The 17711-nt window shown below is 59.9% G+C and carries 18 protein-coding genes and 1 riboswitch; of the genes, 9 read left to right on the top strand and 9 right to left on the bottom strand.

Going from position 1 to position 17711, the window contains the following annotated elements; all coding sequences use genetic code 11:
* Positions 1-77 precede the first annotated feature (77 nt).
* Entirely contained in the window at positions 78-527 is a 450-nt protein-coding gene (locus AC1DH9_RS00990) for a c-type cytochrome (RefSeq protein WP_427547172.1), read from the bottom strand.
* 128 nt (positions 528-655) lie between these two features.
* Here AC1DH9_RS00990 and mltA point away from each other — a divergent pair, with 128 nt between their 5' ends.
* Positions 656-1840 (top strand): murein transglycosylase A, encoded by a 1185-nt coding sequence (gene mltA, locus AC1DH9_RS00985; protein WP_427547175.1) that lies wholly within the window; start codon positions 656-658, stop codon positions 1838-1840.
* A gap of 124 nt (positions 1841-1964) precedes the next feature.
* Here mltA and AC1DH9_RS00980 read toward each other — a convergent pair whose 3' ends face one another.
* Both AC1DH9_RS00980 and AC1DH9_RS00975 read right to left on the bottom strand, forming a co-directional pair.
* Positions 1965-2348, bottom strand: coding sequence for an MAPEG family protein (locus AC1DH9_RS00980; protein ID WP_145014392.1), 384 nt, complete (start codon positions 2346-2348; stop codon positions 1965-1967).
* A gap of 35 nt (positions 2349-2383) precedes the next feature.
* A complete protein-coding gene (locus AC1DH9_RS00975; RefSeq protein WP_477807668.1) occupies positions 2384-3217 on the bottom strand; it encodes an EamA family transporter in 834 nt (277 codons plus the stop codon).
* Positions 3218-3415: 198 nt separating this feature from the next.
* Between AC1DH9_RS00975 and AC1DH9_RS00970 the strand changes: the two genes are divergently transcribed.
* Positions 3416-4585: an MFS transporter gene (locus AC1DH9_RS00970; protein WP_427547178.1), complete on the top strand. Its 1170-nt coding sequence runs from the start codon at positions 3416-3418 to the stop codon at positions 4583-4585.
* A gap of 178 nt (positions 4586-4763) precedes the next feature.
* On the opposite strand, the gene AC1DH9_RS00965 is transcribed toward AC1DH9_RS00970, so the two are convergent.
* Positions 4764-5168 carry an acyl-CoA thioesterase gene (locus tag AC1DH9_RS00965; protein WP_103316724.1) on the bottom strand — a complete coding sequence of 135 codons (405 nt, stop codon included), beginning with the start codon at positions 5166-5168 and terminating at the stop codon, positions 4764-4766.
* A gap of 197 nt (positions 5169-5365) precedes the next feature.
* Positions 5366-5468, top strand: a riboswitch (S-adenosyl-L-homocysteine riboswitch).
* 23 nt (positions 5469-5491) lie between these two features.
* Here AC1DH9_RS00965 and ahcY point away from each other — a divergent pair.
* The 5 genes from ahcY to AC1DH9_RS00940 all read left to right on the top strand — a co-directional run bounded on the left by ahcY (position 5492) and on the right by AC1DH9_RS00940 (position 12034).
* Complete coding sequence (gene ahcY, locus AC1DH9_RS00960) at positions 5492-6901, top strand: adenosylhomocysteinase (RefSeq protein ID WP_477807667.1); 1410 nt, start codon at positions 5492-5494, stop codon at positions 6899-6901.
* A gap of 160 nt (positions 6902-7061) precedes the next feature.
* Complete coding sequence (metF, locus tag AC1DH9_RS00955) at positions 7062-7907, top strand: methylenetetrahydrofolate reductase [NAD(P)H] (RefSeq protein ID WP_427543835.1); 846 nt, start codon at positions 7062-7064, stop codon at positions 7905-7907.
* 87 nt (positions 7908-7994) lie between these two features.
* Positions 7995-9077: a hypothetical protein gene (locus AC1DH9_RS00950; RefSeq protein ID WP_216744046.1), complete on the top strand. Its 1083-nt coding sequence runs from the start codon at positions 7995-7997 to the stop codon at positions 9075-9077.
* A 57-nt stretch (positions 9078-9134) separates the two neighbouring features.
* Complete coding sequence (locus AC1DH9_RS00945) at positions 9135-9950, top strand: substrate-binding periplasmic protein (RefSeq protein ID WP_427543838.1); 816 nt, start codon at positions 9135-9137, stop codon at positions 9948-9950.
* A gap of 227 nt (positions 9951-10177) precedes the next feature.
* The gene (locus AC1DH9_RS00940) at positions 10178-12034 is read left to right on the top strand and encodes a DEAD/DEAH box helicase (protein ID WP_477807666.1); all 1857 of its coding nucleotides are present in this window, start codon (positions 10178-10180) and stop codon (positions 12032-12034) included.
* A 66-nt stretch (positions 12035-12100) separates the two neighbouring features.
* Here the strand turns inward: AC1DH9_RS00940 and AC1DH9_RS00935 are convergent, their stop codons facing one another.
* Both AC1DH9_RS00935 and AC1DH9_RS00930 read right to left on the bottom strand, forming a co-directional pair.
* A complete protein-coding gene (locus tag AC1DH9_RS00935; protein ID WP_427543844.1) occupies positions 12101-12679 on the bottom strand; it encodes a YceI family protein in 579 nt (192 codons plus the stop codon).
* A gap of 31 nt (positions 12680-12710) precedes the next feature.
* A complete protein-coding gene (locus AC1DH9_RS00930; RefSeq protein ID WP_427543847.1) occupies positions 12711-13262 on the bottom strand; it encodes a cytochrome b in 552 nt (183 codons plus the stop codon).
* A gap of 309 nt (positions 13263-13571) precedes the next feature.
* Between AC1DH9_RS00930 and AC1DH9_RS00925 the strand changes: the two genes are divergently transcribed.
* Positions 13572-14978 (top strand): adenosylmethionine--8-amino-7-oxononanoate transaminase, encoded by a 1407-nt coding sequence (locus AC1DH9_RS00925; RefSeq protein ID WP_477807665.1) that lies wholly within the window; start codon positions 13572-13574, stop codon positions 14976-14978.
* A gap of 189 nt (positions 14979-15167) precedes the next feature.
* Positions 15168-15887 carry a 16S rRNA (uracil(1498)-N(3))-methyltransferase gene (locus AC1DH9_RS00920; protein ID WP_054594441.1) on the top strand — a complete coding sequence of 240 codons (720 nt, stop codon included), beginning with the start codon at positions 15168-15170 and terminating at the stop codon, positions 15885-15887.
* 110 nt (positions 15888-15997) lie between these two features.
* Here AC1DH9_RS00920 and AC1DH9_RS00915 read toward each other — a convergent pair whose 3' ends face one another.
* The 3 genes from AC1DH9_RS00915 to AC1DH9_RS00905 all read right to left on the bottom strand — a co-directional run.
* Positions 15998-16900: a transporter substrate-binding domain-containing protein gene (locus AC1DH9_RS00915; protein ID WP_477806076.1), complete on the bottom strand. Its 903-nt coding sequence runs from the start codon at positions 16898-16900 to the stop codon at positions 15998-16000.
* 29 nt (positions 16901-16929) lie between these two features.
* Positions 16930-17280, bottom strand: coding sequence for a RidA family protein (locus tag AC1DH9_RS00910; protein WP_477807664.1), 351 nt, complete (start codon positions 17278-17280; stop codon positions 16930-16932).
* A gap of 27 nt (positions 17281-17307) precedes the next feature.
* Positions 17308-17711 (bottom strand): FAD-dependent oxidoreductase (locus AC1DH9_RS00905; RefSeq protein WP_477807663.1); only part of this gene is annotated, 404 nt, incomplete at its 5' end.

Raw genomic sequence — 17711 nt, 5'->3', positions numbered from 1 at the left:
ATAGCCGATTTTGGGGCGGCTTCGCCACCCAGCGGGTGCAAGCTCCCTCGCCACAGGTTATCTACAACTCCGTGAAATCAGTGATCACGAAACTGTTTATGGCACGCACTACAGGCGTCTTCGACTTTCTGCACGGCCGGGCCCAGGTTACTGGCCTTGTACGGCTGAACCTGGCTGGCAATCACCAATTCACCGGTGGCGGCTTCAAGTGTGCGGGCCATTTCCTGGAAACGTGCCTGCTGCTGCCARACACCGTCTTTGGCGCTGGTGTTGCTGTCCTCACGAACCTGTGGGAAATGCTTCCACGGCTCATGGGACAAGGCGTCGAGTTTGACCGCGCCTTCAGTAAAACGCGGGCCATCGAACGGGATACGTCCCCGCAACATGCCGCCCAGGTCTTCGCCAGTCTTGAGCATTTGCTTGAAAATAGCCTTGCGCTGACCCAGCGGCGAGTTCGGATCGACACCGCCACAGGCGGACAGCGTCAGGCAGGCCAGCAATACAACAGAAAGTCTTTTAAGAGTCATGGTGGCTTCAGGTCACGGGAAACGGCGGCCAGTATCCTCGCGTCGTCGGCAAAGACCAATAGCCCTATTAACAATAAGGGTTGCTTGAACGCTGGAAGCGCTCGGACAACCTGCACAGGAAATACCGCATGAACAGCCGTTTCAAGGCCTGGCGCAACACGTTGCTCTGGACCGTACCGATGGTCGCCCTGCTCGCCGGCTGCAACAGTGGCGACACTGCAAAACCACAAACCCATGCCATCGCCACCTATTCCAGCGCGACCTGGGAAGCCTTGCCGGCAGTCTCTGATAATGACTTGCTGGCCGGCTTCGGTTCCTGGCGCAGCGCCTGTACTCGCCTGAAGTCCGACCCGGTCTGGGGCGCGACCTGCGCAGCAGCCGCCAACGTGCCGCAAACCGCAGACGCCATCCGTGGATTTCTCAAGGAACAGCTGGCGGTCTACGGCCTGCGTTCCTCCAGCGGCAATGCCAATGGCTTGATCACCGGCTATTACGAGCCGGTCTATCCGGGCAGCCTGACGCAGAACCCGGTGGCCAATGTGCCGGTTTACGGTGTACCGGACGACATGATCATCGTCTCGCTTGAGAGCATTTACCCCGAACTCAAAGGCAAGCGCCTGCGCGGTCGCCTTGAAGGCCGGGTGCTCAAGCCTTACGACGATGCCGCCGCCATTGAAACCAAAGGGGTCAAGGCGCCTGTGCTGGCGTGGCTGACCGACCCGATGGACCTGCAGTTTCTGCAAATCCAGGGCTCCGGCCGCATTCAACTGGAAGATGGCCGCCAACTGCGCATCGGTTATGCCGACCAGAACGGCCACCCGTACCGCCCAATTGGCCGCTGGCTGGTGGATCAGGGTGAGCTGAAAAAGGAGGACGTGACCATGGGCGCCATCAGTGCCTGGGCCAAGGCCCACCCGACGCGCATCCCTGAACTGCTCGGCAGTAACCCGAGCTACGTGTTCTTCAGCCGCAATCCTGACAGCAACGAAGGCCCGCGCGGCTCGCTGAACGTGCCGCTGACCTCGGGTTACAGCGTGGCGGTGGATCGCAAGGTTATTCCGCTGGGCAGTCTGCTGTGGTTATCCACGACCCGCCCTGATGGCAGCGCACTGGTACGCCCCGTCGCCGCACAGGACACCGGTGGCGCGATCACCGGCGAAGTTCGCGCCGACCTGTTCTGGGGCACCGGCGATGCCGCCGGGCAACTGGCCGGCGACATGAAACAGCAAGGGCAAATCTGGATGCTCTGGCCAAAAGGCGCAGCGCTGCCGCAATTGCCGCAGGTGACCGATGCGGTAAAGACTACCCCCTAGGTATTGTGTCGACTGGGCTATTGCTATTGCGAGCAGGCTCCCACATTGGAATGCATTCTCCTGTGGGAGCGAGCCTGCTCGCGAAGAGGCCAGTCGAAACACCGAAAATTCCGGCTACTGAACTTCAGATCGACACAAAAAAGAAGGCGGCAATCAGCCCCATGCCGACAAACCACACCAGCGAACGCAGGATTGCCCAGTCTGCCAGGTAGCAGATGATGTAAAGCAGGCGGCTGGTGATGAACAGCACCGACAGCACGTTGATCGTCACCAGTTCGGCATTGCCGACCAGGTGCGCGACGATGACCGCGGCGGCAAACGCCGGGGTGACTTCAAAGCTGTTCAACTGGGCCCAGTGGGCACGCCTGGCGAACCCTTCGAGGGACTCAAGAAAATCTCGCGGATCATGATTATCCCGAAGCCCGAACTTGCCGCCGATCTTGGCAATGGCGGTGCAAACGTACGGCAAGAAAATCGCGATCAATACACACCACAGGGCAACGTTCATTGCAGATTCCTTTTTAGAGTTTCGTAAACACTCGCTCAGAACTTCATCACGAGCATGCCGGCCAATACCAGCCCACAAGCCAAGAGCCTGGGCCGGCCGAAAGGTTCCTTGAGGTAACGCATGCCGAACAGCACCACCAGAATCACACTGATCTCGCGCAACGCCGCCGCTTCGGCAATCGACCCCAACTGCATGGCCCAGAGCACCAAAGCGTAGCTGAACAACACGCAGAACCCGACACCCAAGCCCAGTCGCCACTGCTCACGCCAGAACAGCATAAAAGCCGGACGCTTGCGCACCAGTGCCAACAGCGGAAACGGCCAGGCACTGAGCAGCGTGACCCAGACCAGGTAATCGAGTGGGTGCGACCAGCGCCGCAACGCCTGCCCATCGATAAAGGTGTAGCCGCCGATGCACAAGCCGATCAGCACCACTACCGGCAACATCGACCACGGCAAACGCTCCCCGCCACCGCCCTGCCAAAGCAGGCACAGCATGCCGAACKGGATCAGCAAAATGCCGAGGATCTGCTGGGTCGTCAGCACTTCGCCAGCAAAAATCAGTGTCAACGCCAGAACCACCAACGGCGACAAACCGCGCATCAGCGGATAGACCAGCCCAAGATCGCCGACCCGATAGGCCTGGATCAGCAGATAGCGATAGAGCAACTCGAAGGCGGCCGAAGCGAGTATCCACGGCCAGATGTCCATCGGCGGCAGCGCGACGAAACCCAGCATCAGCGCGACAAACAGCATCGCTACACTGTCCATGCAGGCCACGACCAATAACCGCTCAGCACTGAACTTGATCAGGGTATTCCAGGCTGCGTGCAACAACGCCGCCACCAACACCAGAATCGTCGCAAGCACCCTGCTCTCCTTGCCCGCATCAACCGAATTGATTCGCCATATGTCAGCAGCTGTTTATACTGCAACCGACCACGCCGCACTCAGTTGCGCACATACTTATTCCAATAAATTTCTGCTGCTACCCGATTCTCACGGAACCGGGAGCTCGCATGCGTATGCCTGATCAGAGCGTCAAGACTACCGACAGAGACCTTGCGCATGCCACTCGCCTTGCTTGCACTGGCTGTTGCCGCCTTCGGCATCGGCACCACTGAATTCGTCATCATGGGCTTGCTGCCCGATGTCGCCCGCGACCTCGCCGTGAGCATCCCCGAGGCCGGCCTGCTGATTACCGGATACGCCCTGGGCGTGGTGTTCGGCGCGCCGATCCTCGCGATCGGCACCGCCAACATGCCACGCAAAGCCACGCTGCTGGGCATGACGCTGATGTTCATCCTTGGCAACATGCTCTGCGCACTCGCCCCGAACTACGCCACGTTGATGGCCGCGCGGGTGATTACTGCGTTGTGCCACGGCGCGTTCTTCGGCATCGGCTCGGTGGTCGCGGCAGGTCTAGTGGCGCCGAACAAACGCGCCCAGGCAATTGCGATGATGTTCACCGGCCTGACCCTGGCCAACGTACTCGGCGTACCGCTGGGCACCGCGCTCGGGCAATACGCCGGCTGGCGCTCGACCTTCTGGGCGGTGTCGGTGATCGGCGTGATCGCGGCCATCGCCCAATGGGTCTGGCTGCCGAAAGAGATCGCCATGAACAAGGCCAACCTGGCCAGCGAATTCAAGGTGCTGGGCAAAACCAATGTGCTGCTGGCGTTGGGCATGAGCGTGCTGGCATCGACCAGYCTGTTCAGTGTCTTCACCTACATCGCACCGATCCTGCAGGACATCACCGGCGTCAGCCCGCACGGTGTAACCATCATGCTGTTGTTGTTCGGTGTGGGCTTGACCGCTGGCAGCATGCTCGGCGGACGTCTGGCCGACAGCCGTTTGCTGCCGTCATTGGTCGGCATGGCTCTCGCGGTGGTGCTGGTGCTGGCCGCGTTCAGCCAGACCAGCCACTCGGTGATCCCGGCAGCCATCACCCTGGTACTGTGGGGTGTGTTCGCCTTCGCACTGTGCCCGATCCTGCAACTGCTGATCATCGACCAGGCCTTTGAAGCGCCAAATCTCGGTTCAACCCTGAACCAAAGCGCCTTCAACCTGGGCAACGCAGCCGGTGCATGGATCGGCGGGCTGGTGGTGGCCAGCGGTGCCGACCTTGCAGACCTGCCGTGGACCGGCGCACTGGTCAGCGGTTTGACCGTGCTGACGGCACTGTTCTTTATCTACCTGCAACGCCGCAGCGCTGTGACAGCCAACGTGCCCGGCTAAGTTTTTAGATGGGACTGTGCAACGATACAAACCCTTGTGGCGAGGGAGCTTGCTCCCGCTGGGGCGCGCAGCGCGCCCTAAAACCTGCAATCGAGTTTTGTCAGACACAACGCATTAATCGATCTGCGACCGCTTCGCGGCCGAGCGGGAGCAAGCTCCCTCGGCACAAGGGCCGCGGTCATTCGACGGCGGGGTCATCCTGGAACTGGTCCTTGACGTACTTGATCTCGGTCCGGCCATGGGGCGTAGGCAAGCCGTCTTCGCCCAGGTTGACGAAGACCATCTTCTCGACCGTCAGGATGCTTTTGCGGGTGATCTTGTTGCGCACCTCGCACGTCAGGGTGATCGAGGTACGACCGAACTCGGTGGCCGTGATACCCAGCTCGATGATGTCGCCCTGGCGCGAGGCACTGACGAAGTTGATTTCGGAAATGTACTTGGTGACTACGCGCTGATTGCCCAACTGGACGATCGCGTAAATGGCGGCCTCTTCGTCGATCCAGCGCAGCAGGCTACCGCCGAACAACGTGCCGTTGGGGTTGAGGTCTTCGGGTTTTACCCATTTGCGGGTGTGGAAATTCATGCTCGCTCCTGACCGTCTTGCCGATTGATGCCCGCATCATGGCAGACCATGCAGTCATGCTCCATGAGGCTTCGACTATGGCCGCCATTAGCGATCTTCATTTGGCCGACAGAAACCCTTTGGAAGTCTGGCCCAGACGGCTATAATCGCCCCCGTTTCAAAACGGTCATCTTCGATTGATACCGTTTTCCCGCCACCTGTCCGAGGGGCGCTGCAGCAGGTTCAACCTGTCAGGCTCGGATGGGGCGTTGCCCGGCCATGATCGGCTGGACACTAAACGCACAACGGCGCCCATTCGCATACATTACGAATGGAGGCTCTTCATGAGCGCTGTTATCACGCCTGCAGATTTTAACGACTACAAAGTTGCCGACATGTCCCTGGCTGCCTGGGGCCGTCGCGAAACCATCATCGCCGAATCGGAAATGCCGGCCCTGATGGGTCTGCGTCGCAAGTACTCCGTTGAGCAACCGCTCAAGGGCGCGAAGATTCTCGGCTGCATCCACATGACCATTCAGACTGCCGTGCTGATCGAAACCCTGGTTGCCCTGGGTGCCGAAGTACGCTGGTCGTCCTGCAACATTTTCTCGACGCAGGATCAGGCCGCCGCTTCGATCGCCGCTGCCGGCATCCCGGTATTTGCCTGGAAGGGCGAGACTGAACAAGAGTACGAGTGGTGCCTGGAGCAAACCATCCTCAAGGATGGCCAACCTTGGGATGCCAACATGATCCTTGACGATGGCGGCGACCTGACCGAGCTGCTGCACAAGAAGTACCCACAAGTACTGGACCGCGTTCACGGCGTCACCGAAGAAACCACCACCGGCGTACACCGTCTGCTGGACATGCTGGCCAAGGGCGAGCTGAAAATCCCGGCCATCAACGTCAACGACTCGGTCACCAAGAGCAAGWWCGACAACMWGTACGGCTGCCGTCACAGCCTGAACGACGCGATCAAGCGTGGTACCGACCACCTGCTGTCCGGCAAGCAAGCGCTGGTCATCGGTTACGGTGACGTGGGCAAGGGCTCGGCCCAGTCCCTGCGTCAGGAAGGCATGATCGTCAAAGTCTCCGAAGTTGACCCGATCTGCGCCATGCAAGCCTGCATGGACGGTTTCGAACTGGTTTCGCCGTTCATCGACGGTATCAACAACGGCACTGAAGCAAGCATCGACAAGGCCCTGCTGGGCAAGATCGACCTGATCGTGACCACCACCGGTAACGTCAATGTTTGCGATGCAAACATGCTCAAAGCCCTGAAGAAGCGCGCTGTTGTCTGCAACATCGGTCACTTCGACAACGAAATCGACACCGCTTTCATGCGCAAGAACTGGGCATGGGAAGAAGTGAAGCCACAGGTTCACAAGGTTCACCGTACTGGCGCGGGCGATTTCGACCCACAGAACGACGACTACCTGATCCTGCTGGCCGAAGGCCGTCTGGTTAACCTGGGCAACGCCACTGGCCACCCAAGCCGCATCATGGACGGTTCGTTCGCCAACCAGGTCCTGGCGCAGATCTTCCTGTTCGGCCAGAAGTACGCCGACCTGTCGCCAGCCCAGAAAGCCGAGCGCCTGACCGTTGAAGTACTGCCGAAGAAACTCGACGAAGAAGTGGCCCTGGAAATGGTCCGCGGTTTCGGTGGCGTGGTCACTCAACTGACCAAGCAACAGGCTGAATACATCGGCGTGACCGTCGAAGGCCCGTTCAAGCCGCACGCTTACCGCTACTGATCAGTCCTGCTGCCTGCTCTCCCTGTGGGAGCGGGCTTGCTCGCGAAGGCGATTTATCATTCAACATTGATGTTGACTGACCCACCGTTTTCGCGAGCAAGCCCGCTCCCACACGGGATGTGCAAGCCCCACAGGCTTATGCGTTTGCAAGGGTATTCCTATGTCCCAAGACCGCCGCTACAGCTTCGAGTTCTTCCCGACGAAGACCGATGCCGGGCATGAAAAGCTCATCGCCACTGCCCGTCAGCTGGCCACGTACAACCCCGATTTCTTCTCCTGCACCTATGGCGCTGGTGGTTCGACTCGTGATCGCACCCTCAATACCGTGTTGCAGCTCGAAAGCGAAGTCAAAGTCCCTGCTGCACCGCATTTGTCTTGCGTTGGCGACAGCAAGGCTGACTTGCGCGGCCTGCTGGCTCAATACAAGGCGGCCGGCATCAAGCGGATCGTTGCTTTGCGCGGTGACCTGCCTTCAGGCATGGGCATGGCCAGCGGCGAATTGCGCCATGCCAATGACCTGGTGAGCTTCATTCGTGAAGAGACCGGCGACCACTTCCACATCGAAATCGCCGCTTACCCGGAAATGCACCCGCAAGCCCGCAACTTCGAAGACGATCTCAACAACTTCGTGCGCAAGGCCAACGCCGGCGCCAACAGTGCGATTACCCAGTACTTCTTCAACGCCGACAGCTACTTCTACTTCGTCGAGCGTGTACAGGCGATGGGCGTGAACATCCCGGTTGTTCCGGGCATCATGCCGATCACCAACTACAGCAAGCTGGCACGCTTCTCCGACGCCTGCGGTGCGGAAATCCCGCGCTGGATCCGCAAACAGCTGGAGGCCTACGGTGACGACACCCAGAGCATTCAGGGTTTCGGCGAGCAGGTGATCACCGAAATGTGTGAACGCTTGTTGCAAGGCGGTGCACCAGGGCTGCATTTCTATACCCTGAACCAGGCCGAACCTAGCCTGGCCGTCTGGAACAATCTGAAACTGCCACGCTGAAACAGGCGTAGCATTCAGAACAAGGCCCTGGCAAAACCCAGGGCCTTTTTTTTCATTCTCCCAATTCGCCAGGGATGATCGCAGTAGATGTCCACCATTACCCCAGCCACAAACCCTCAACTGATTTATCTGGTTTACGGTGCCAACACCTACCACCAGGAAGCAGTGTTCAGTATCGCCAGTGCCTTGGCAGGGTTGCGCGAAACACCGGGCGAAAGCTTGGACATCCAGGTTTTCACCGACAACCCGGCGCCTTACCGCGACTTGCCGGTTCGGGTTCGAGAGCTGGATGAAAGCACCCGTCAGGCGTGGATCGCCCCGCATGGTTATCACTTTCGCGCCAAGCACGTGGTGATGCAGCAGGTGTTGCGCGAGTCCGAGCGTGCGCTGCTGATCGACACGGATACATTCTTCCACTGCTCACCACTGGAACTGTTCCGTCGCGTCGAGCCGGGCACCCTGCTGTGCAATGCCTTTGGATTGCAATACGGCAGCAACAAAGAGGCGGGGTTGTATCGGACACTGGCTGGCGTACTGCAGCAAAGACAGCTGGCAGATGACCAGATGCCGCTGCTGAACTCGGGAGTCATCGGCCTTGATCGCGTCGATGCCGGCGTTCTCGATCATTCGATCGCCTTGATGGATGAGCTGTACCCTCTGGCGCAAGGCGCCTATACCCTTGAAGAATTCTGCCTGTCGGTAGCAGCCTACCGCACAACGCAGGTGCGCGAGTGTCCGGACCTGATCCATCATTACTGGAGCCGCAAGCAGCTGTTTCGCGCCAAGATCAAAGCATGGCTGGACAAGCATGGTGCCGACCCGATCAGCACCTTCGCGCTGGATGAAACCCGCCTGGTGACCGCGACACTGCCGCGACCACCGACGCTCCAACGTCTGGCCTATAAAATCGTGACCCTGGCGCTACCCAGGCATCAGCGCCAGTTCATGCGTGAAATCCTCTATGGCTGCTACCAGCACACCAACCCGTTCGATCAGGCCTGCACGCCGGTCTGGTGGGAAAAGGCTCGTGACAACGTCGAGCGGCGCCTCGACAACCCCCTTGAAAACCACCAACTCGAGCACTGGTTCAACCACCCGATGATTCGCCTGGTACTGGGTGAACGCCGCAAGGCCATCTACTTGCACCTGGTTCAGACAAAGGGCGACTAACCCTCGGGCTAGACCGCCCTCTAGCTATTTCACYGGCTCTCGTCGTAATCTCCAGCGATGCCCGTCATTGCMCAATTGCTGACAGCCGTGCTTTTTGCTTGCCTGAGCTTTACCGCTCGGGGCGAGAAACTGCGCATTGTCACCGAGCCTTGGGCGCCCTACGTCTACGAGGAAAACGGCCAGGCCCTCGGGCTGGACTACGAAACCACCGCGATCGTCTTCCAGCGCCTGGGGATTGAGGTGGAGTGGCAGTTCCTGCCATGGAAACGCTGCCTGGCCATGCTTGATCAAGGGTTGGCCGACGGCGCGCTGGATATCTTCCACAGCAGCGAACGCGACGCCACCCTGCTCTATCCCAGCGAACCGCTCTCGGAAGTCGAGTTCGTGCTGTTCTATGCCAATGATCGCCCTCACCCCTTCCGCACCCTTGAAGACCTGCGCGGCCTGACCATCGGCACTTCGCCCGGCTACCTGTACAGCCAGGACTTCAGGGAATCGACCCTGTTCACCCGCGAGCCTGCGCCGACCCATGAAGCCAACTTTGGCAAGCTGCAACGCGGCCGCATCGACTTGCTGATCACCGACCATCGGGTTGGCCAAACCCTGCTCGAAACTTTGAAACTGCGCGACCAGATCAGCGAAAGCCCCACGGTCATCAGTCACCAAAGCCAGTTCCTGGCCCTGCGCCGCAATGCCGGCATGGACCTGCTGGTGCAGCGTTTCGGCGCCGAGCTCAAGCGATTCAAACGCGAACCGGCCTACGCTCAATTGAGTGCGCGTTATGGCGCCGGCCCGGTACCTGACGCTATACAGATCACGCCGCAAGCCAACAACGGGAAAACCGTTGAGCAGCAGGAAAGCAGCGCTCCGTGATTGCTCTGTTATACTCCGGCCTTCCCGCCAGGCTTACGCCCGGACGCTCGGTCTTGTTTAAGGCATCCCGACACTGCTACAGCGCAGCTTTTCAGCCCGCGCGAGTACTCGAAGATGAGCCTTCAAGCCCCAGCAGGACCGGACGCGATTGCGCTTCTCCATAAACGCCATTCGCGCCAGGCAAGACTATCCCATTGGGCCAAGCCCTAACTAAAACAGGATTACTCATGTCCTTTGCTTCCCTCGGTCTCTCCGAGGCTTTAGTCCGCGCCATCGAGGCAGCGGGCTACACCCAGCCTACCCCGGTGCAACAGCGGGCCATTCCCGCCGTGTTGCAAGGTCGCGACTTGATGGTTGCGGCGCAGACAGGTACGGGTAAAACCGGCGGTTTCGCTTTGCCGATTCTGGAGCGTTTGTTCCCCAACGGTCACCCGGACAAATCCCAGCGTCATGGCCCGCGCCAACCACGCGTCCTGGTCCTGACCCCGACTCGCGAACTGGCCGCGCAGGTGCACGAGAGCTTCAAGGTCTACGCCCGTGACCTGAAATTCGTCAGTGCCTGCATTTTCGGCGGCGTTGGCATGAACCCACAGGTTCAGGCCATGTCCCGTGGCGTTGATGTGCTGGTGGCTTGCCCGGGCCGTTTGCTCGACCTGGCAGGCCAAGGCAGTGTCGACCTGTCCCACGTGGAAATCCTGGTACTGGACGAAGCGGACCGGATGCTCGACATGGGCTTCGTCCATGACGTGAAAAAAGTCCTCGCCCGCCTGCCGGCCAAACGTCAGAACCTGCTGTTCTCGGCAACCTTCTCCAAGGACATCACTGACCTTGCCGGCAAGTTGCTGCATAACCCGGAACGCATCGAAGTCACGCCACCGAACACCACGGTCGAGCGCATCGAGCAACGGGTGTTCCGTCTGGCCGCCAGCCACAAGCGCTCGCTGCTGGCACACCTGATTACTGCCGGCGCCTGGGAACAGGTTCTGGTGTTCACCCGTACCAAGCACGGCGCCAACCGCCTGGCCGAGTACCTGGACAAACACGGCCTGAGCGCTGTCGCGATCCACGGCAACAAGAGCCAGAACGCCCGCACCAAAGCCCTGGCCGACTTCAAGGCCGGCGAAGTGCGTATCCTGGTAGCCACCGATATCGCTGCTCGCGGCCTGGATATCGACCAACTGCCACACGTGGTCAACTTCGAACTGCCAAACGTCGACGAAGACTATGTGCACCGTATCGGCCGTACCGGCCGTGCCGGTCGTTCGGGTGAGGCGATCTCGCTGGTTGCCCCGGATGAAGAAAAACTGCTGAAAAGCATCGAGCGCATGACCAAGCAGAAAATCGCCGATGGCGACCTGATGGGCTTTGATTCCAGCGCTGTAGAAGCCGAGAAACCAGAAGTTCGCGAGCGTCCGGATGTGCGTAACCCACGCAATCCACGTGGCCCACGCGGCGACGGTCCAAACGGCAGCGGCGGTGGCGGCGGTCGTAAGGACAAAGGCAAGGACAAGGGCGGCAAGGAAAAACCGGCTGCCAGCCGTGGCGAACGCCCGGCTCAAAAGCCGCGTGAAGGCACCCCGGCCCGCGAACAGCAGCGTCCGGCACCTCGCGCCGCCGCTGACCGTGCACCGGACGAGTTCCTCGACGACGATATCGATAACTTCGGTAACCGCGTCGACTACGTTCCGCAGCAAAAGGCCCCTCAAGGTCGTGGCCGCCGTCCGGGTGCTCCGGCGCAAGGCGCTGGTGCAGGTGCTCCACGCACCGGCCAGCCACAAGGTCGCCAGAACGGTCCGCGTAACAGCAGCGGCGCCAGCACTGGCACCCCGCCTGCCAAACGCAGCGGTCCACGCAACGGCRCTCCACGTGACGGCCAGGCCCGTCGCGAAGAGTCGCGCAACCGCCGCCCGGCCCGTGACGACCAGCCGCGTCAGGAACCTGCAGTGCAGAACCCGCGCGGTACCCAGCCGAAGATCATGCACAAGGAGTCAAAGGCCGATCGCTTCCCGACACCTGAGCAGCTCGATCAACTGCCAAGCCGTCCACGTGGCGAGAAACCGGCTTTGCTGACCCGCAACCGCTGATTTCTCCCGCTAACAAAAACGCCCCCGATCGCAAGATCGGGGGCGTTTTTGTGTCAGCAGCGAAAGTTATTTCGCTTGAACACCTTCAAACGAGATGTCCAGGTCCAGGGTTTGGGAGGTAGGACCTGGGCCTTTGATGCCGAACTCGCTCAACTGCAGGGTAGTCGTGCCGTTGAAACCGGCACGGTAGCCACCCCATGGGTCCTTGCCTTCGCCGTTGAAGGTTGCCTTGATCACGACTGGCTTGGTCACGCCGTGCAGGGTCAGGTCGCCGGTCACGTCAGCGGTTTTTTCGCCAGTGGATTTGACACTGGTGGAAACGAACTTGGCTTCAGGGAATTTCGCTGCGTCCAGGAAGTCCGGGGTACGGATGTGCTTGTCACGTTCAGCGTGATTGGTATCAACGCTGGCGGTTTTCAGGACAACATCGATTTTGCTGGCTTCCGGAGCCTTGGCGTCGAAGCTGAACTTACCGTCCCAGTCCTTGAAAGTACCGCTGATGAAGCTGTAACCCAGGTGGCTGATCTTGAAGTCGATGAAGGCGTGATTGCCTTCTTTATCGATCTTGTATTCTGCGGCCATCGCTTGCCCTGCCGACAACAGCGCGGTACCGATTGCCAGAGCGGCGAGAGTCTTTTTCAACATGCTTTCTATTCCTTGGAGTCGAGGTTGAACATCAGGCTTTGCGTCCCAGCATTCGCGCCAGGGTCGCATCACGGTCGATAAAGTGGTGCTTCAGTGCTGCCAACGCATGGAGACCGGAAAAAACTACCAGCGCCCAGGCCAGATACAGATGAATCGCACCGGCGGTGTCTGCCTGGTCCGGTAGACCGGAAATCAGCGCAGGAATTTCAAACAGACCAAACACCGGAATCCCGACACCGTCTGCGGTGGAAATCAGGTAACCGGCAATCATCACCGCGAACAGGCTGAGATAGAGGAAGGAGTGGCCGAGCTTGGCGCCGAGGCGCGTCATGCGGCTATAGCTTTGCAGCGTCGGCGGCGGTGGGCTGATAAAGCGCCACAACACCCGCAACAAAAAGAACGCGAACAGCGTCAAGCCGATGCTTTTGTGCAAGTCCGGCGCTTCTTTGCGCCAGCTGCTGTAGTAGTCGAGACCGACCATCCACAAGCCCAGAGCAAACAGACCGAAGACTGCCAGCGCCACGCCCCAGTGCAGGAGGATGCTGACCCAGCCGTAGCGGGAGGAAGAGTTACGTAGCTGCATTGCCCAAATCCTGTAAGAACTGCGACCAAGACTATCGAGTTATCTATCGATTTAAAGCCGAAAATTTCGCTTTGAAATATCGAGAAATACGATCAAGAGTCTGAAAGAGCTGTGTTAAGGAAAGATTAACCTCCCAACATAAGACGCTCTAGCGTGCCCTGTCAGCGTATATGCACGTCAATACAACCACGTAGCGCACTCCGTTTCCATGCGCAAACACCACAATAGGTTGTCCGCTCGCCCGGCATTGCATAGGCTTGCGCGATTGCATGTCCGCGCACGTCACGGATCGCCTCGAGGAGAGTGAAAATGGGCCTGAATAATCAGTGGATGCAGCGCGATCTCGCGGTTCTGTGGCATCCCTGCACCCAGATGAAAGACCACGAACAGCTGCCGCTGATCCCGATCAAGCGCGGCGAAGGCGTATGGCTCGAAGACTTCGAAGGCAAACGCTACCTCGACGCGGTCAGCTCCTGGTGGGTCAACGTGTTCGGCCACGCCAACCCGCGGATCAACCAGCGGATCAAAGACCAGGTCGATCAACTGGAACACGTGATCCTCGCCGGTTTCAGCCATCAGCCGGTGATCGAGTTGTCCGAACGCCTGGTGAAGATGACGCCGGAAGGCCTGACGCGGTGCTTCTACGCCGATAACGGTTCGYCCTGCATCGAAGTGGCGCTGAAGATGAGCTTTCACTACTGGCTCAACCGCGGTCAGTCGAACAAGAAGCGCTTCGTCACGCTGACCAACAGCTACCACGGCGAAACCATGGCCGCGATGTCGGTCGGCGACGTGCCGCTGTTCACTGAGACCTATAAAGCGCTGTTGCTGGACACCATCAAGGTGCCAAGCCCGGACTGCTACCTGCGTCCCGAAGGCATGAGCTGGGAAGAACACTCGCGCAACATGTTCGCCGCGATGGAACAGACCCTCGCTGAAAACCACGAAACCGTCGCTGCGGTAATCGTCGAGCCGCTGATCCAGGGTGCTGGCGGGATGCGCATGTATCACCCGGTGTACCTGAAACTGCTGCGCGAAGCCTGTGACCGTTACGGCGTGCACCTGATCCACGATGAAATCGCCGTCGGCTTCGGCCGCACCGGGACGATGTTCGCCTGCGAACAGGCCGGCATCCGTCCGGACTTCCTGTGCCTGTCCAAAGCCCTGACCGGTGGTTATCTGCCGCTGGCTGCGTGCGTCACCACAGATGAGGTCTACAGCGCTTTCTACGACGACTATCCGACCCTGCGCGCCTTCCTGCATTCCCACAGCTACACCGGCAATCCGCTGGCCTGTGCGGCGGCGTTGGCGACGCTGGATATCTTCGAAGAAGACAACGTCATCGAGAACAACAAGGCCCTCGCCCAGCGTATGGCCAGCTCGACCGCGCACCTGGCTGACCACCCGCATGTTTCGGAAGTGCGTCAGACCGGCATGGTGCTGGCCATCGAGATGGTTCAGGACAAGGCGAGCAAAACCGCTTATCCCTGGCAGGAACGCCGCGGGCTGAAGGTGTTCCAGCACGCACTGGAACGTGGTGCGCTGTTGCGGCCGTTGGGCAGCGTAGTGTATTTCCTGCCACCGTACGTGATCACCCCCGAGCAGATCGACTTCCTTGCCACCGTTGCCAGCGAAGGGATCGATATCGCCACCAGCAACAAGGTCAGCGTGGCGGTACCGAAGGACTTCCACCCGGGCTTCCGCGATCCGGGCTGATGGATCGCACTATGCGGTCAATGTGGGAGCAGCCGGGCGGCGTTCCGTCTGCTCGCGATGCGGACACCGAAGTCGTTCTGCCAGACCTCTGTGATGCTATCGCGAGCAGGCTCGCTCCCACACAGGCGGGCCGCCCGCAAAGATGTCGACACCGACTCGGATCACCAGCACCCTTTTCAGAGACCCAGAATGAGACTGTCCCGCTTCTTCATCGACGCCCCCTTGAGCCTCGGCGAGCATGAATTGCCTGAGGCCCAGGCGCACTACATCAGTCGCGTGCTGCGCATGGCCGAGGGCGATGCGCTGCAAGTATTCGACGGTTCAGGCCAGGAATTTCGCGGCACGCTGGCGGAGGTCGGCAAGAAACGCGTGCGCGTGGCGTTAACGGAAAGCTTCGCCGGGCAAATCGAGTCGCCGTTGCAGATTCATCTGGGCCAGGGCTTGTCCCGGGGCGAGCGGATGGACTGGGCGATTCAGAAAGCCACTGAACTGGGCGTCACTGAAATCACCCCGATATTCAGTGACCGCTGTGAAGTCCGGCTCAAGGACGAACGCGCCGATAAACGCTTGCAGCACTGGCGCCAGGTCGCTATCAGCGCGTGCGAACAATGCGGTCGTTCGCGAGTGCCGGTGATCCACCCGCCCCTGTTGCTGGCCGACTGGCTCAAACAATCCGAGGCCGAACTGAAGCTGGTGCTGCATCCGGTGGCCGAGCCGCTGGTCAGCCATGCAAAACCTTCGACACTGGCGTTCCTGATCGGCCCGGAAGGCGGGTTGTCGGACGTGGAAGTCGATCAGGCTCAAAGTGCCGGCTTCCATTCCGCCCGCCTCGGCCCGCGAGTGCTGCGTACCGAAACCGCACCGGTGGTGGCATTGGCCGTGGCCCAGCAGTTGTGGGGGGATTTCTAACCGCACTTTTTTTGATTTGCGGTGATTGGAAAAGATCGCAGCCTGCGGCAGCTCCTACGGACGAACGCGATCCCCGTAGGAGCTGGCGAAGCCTGCGATCTTTTTGCCGTTTATTCCACCGGATCACTTACCGGTTTGGCGATGATGGCTTTCAGCTCGCTGGTCATCGGAAACTCCAGGTTCAGCCCTTTGGGCGGGATCGGCTGTTCGAACCAGCGTTGGTAGATGCCGTTGATTTCACCCGAGCTGTACAGGTCCGCCAGGGCTCCGTTGACCAGCACGAGGAATTGCGGATCATCCTTGCGCACCATGCAGCTGTAGATTTCCCGCGACTGCTCTTCTCCAACTACCACCCACTTGTGCGGATCACGGGCCTTGGCGCGCTCGCCGTAAAGCAGTGCATCGTCCATGTAAAACGCCGCTGCCCGGCCCGATTGCAACATCTGGAAGGCTTCACCGTGATCCTTGGCACTGATCACGAACATGTCGATCTTGTGGTCGGCGTTGTAGCTTTTGAGAAAGCGCTCGTTAGTGGTGCCGGCGGTGGTCACCACGTTCTTGCCGCGCAGGTCAGCGAAGCTCTTGATGCCGCTGTCGCTGGCCGTGAGTAACTGGCCTTTGACGTAAATAAACCCGTAGGAAAACGCCACCTGTTTTTGCCGCTCGGCGGTCACCCCGGTAGAACCGCATTCAAGGTCTACGGTGCCGTTCTGCACCAGCGGGATCCGCGTCTGCGAGGTCACGAGGTTGTACTTCACCTTGAGCTGCGGCAACGCGAGTTTCTGCTGGATACGCTCAACGATCTTGTTCGCCAGGTCCACCGAGTAACCCATGGGCTGGCCCGACTGATCACCCACATAAGAGAACGGCACCGACGCATCGCGGTAGCCCAGCGTGATGCTGTTGGCGCTGGCAATTTTGCTCAAGGTGCCGGTCAGCGGCGCCTCGGCCGCCTGGACTTGAGTCCCGAGCAGCAGGCCCAGGGTGCAGCCGATCAACGTGATTTTTTGCATTGTTATTCTCCGTTGTGGATGGTGTTTATTTAGCGGCGAGCAGCGATAACGGTAATTTCCACCAGCACCTGCGGGCGTGCGAGTTCAGCCTGCAAGGTGGTGCGACTCGGTGCGTGTCCCGGCGACAGCCAGGCCGACCAGACGTCATTCATCGCCGCAAAATCCTGCCCGATGTCCTTCAGGTAAATGGTCGCGCTCAGCAGATGGTCCTTGTCGCTGCCCRCCTCGGCCAGCAACGCGTCGATCTTCTCCAGCACCTCGCGGGTCTGCCCTGAGACATCGGTGCTGTCGCCCGGCACCTGACCGGAGAGAAACACCAACTCGCCAAAGGTCACGGCGCCGGATAAACGACTGTTGCTGTTGATACGAGTGATGGTCATGAAACGTTCCTTTGCATGGATGAGAGGTCAGGCAGCACGATGCGTAAAACCCTGCAGGTCGATGGAAGGGTTGCGTTGGCCGATCAGTTCGCTGAGCACCCGGGCACTGCCGCACGCCAGGGTGAAACCCAACGCGCCATGGCCGAGGTTGAGCCACAGGTTGCGGTAAGCCGTCGCCCCCAACAGCGGCACGCCGCTGGGAGTAGCCGGGCGCATACCAGCCCATTCGACAGCCGCGTCGTAGGTGCCGGCATTCGGAAACGTGTCGCAAGCCTGGCGCTTGATCAGTGCCAGGCGCTTGGGATCCGGCGCCGGATCGAAGCCAACGATGTCGACCATCGCCGCCACCCGCAATTGCTCACCGATCCGCGCATAGACGATCTTGCGGTCGTAGTCGGTGATGCTCAGGTCCGGGGCACGATGCTCCGCAC

This window comes from Pseudomonas sp. 05T35, from assembly GCF_056396605.1.
Note: the sequence above shows the minus strand (reverse complement) of the source record. Positions and strands in the feature narration are given on the sequence as shown.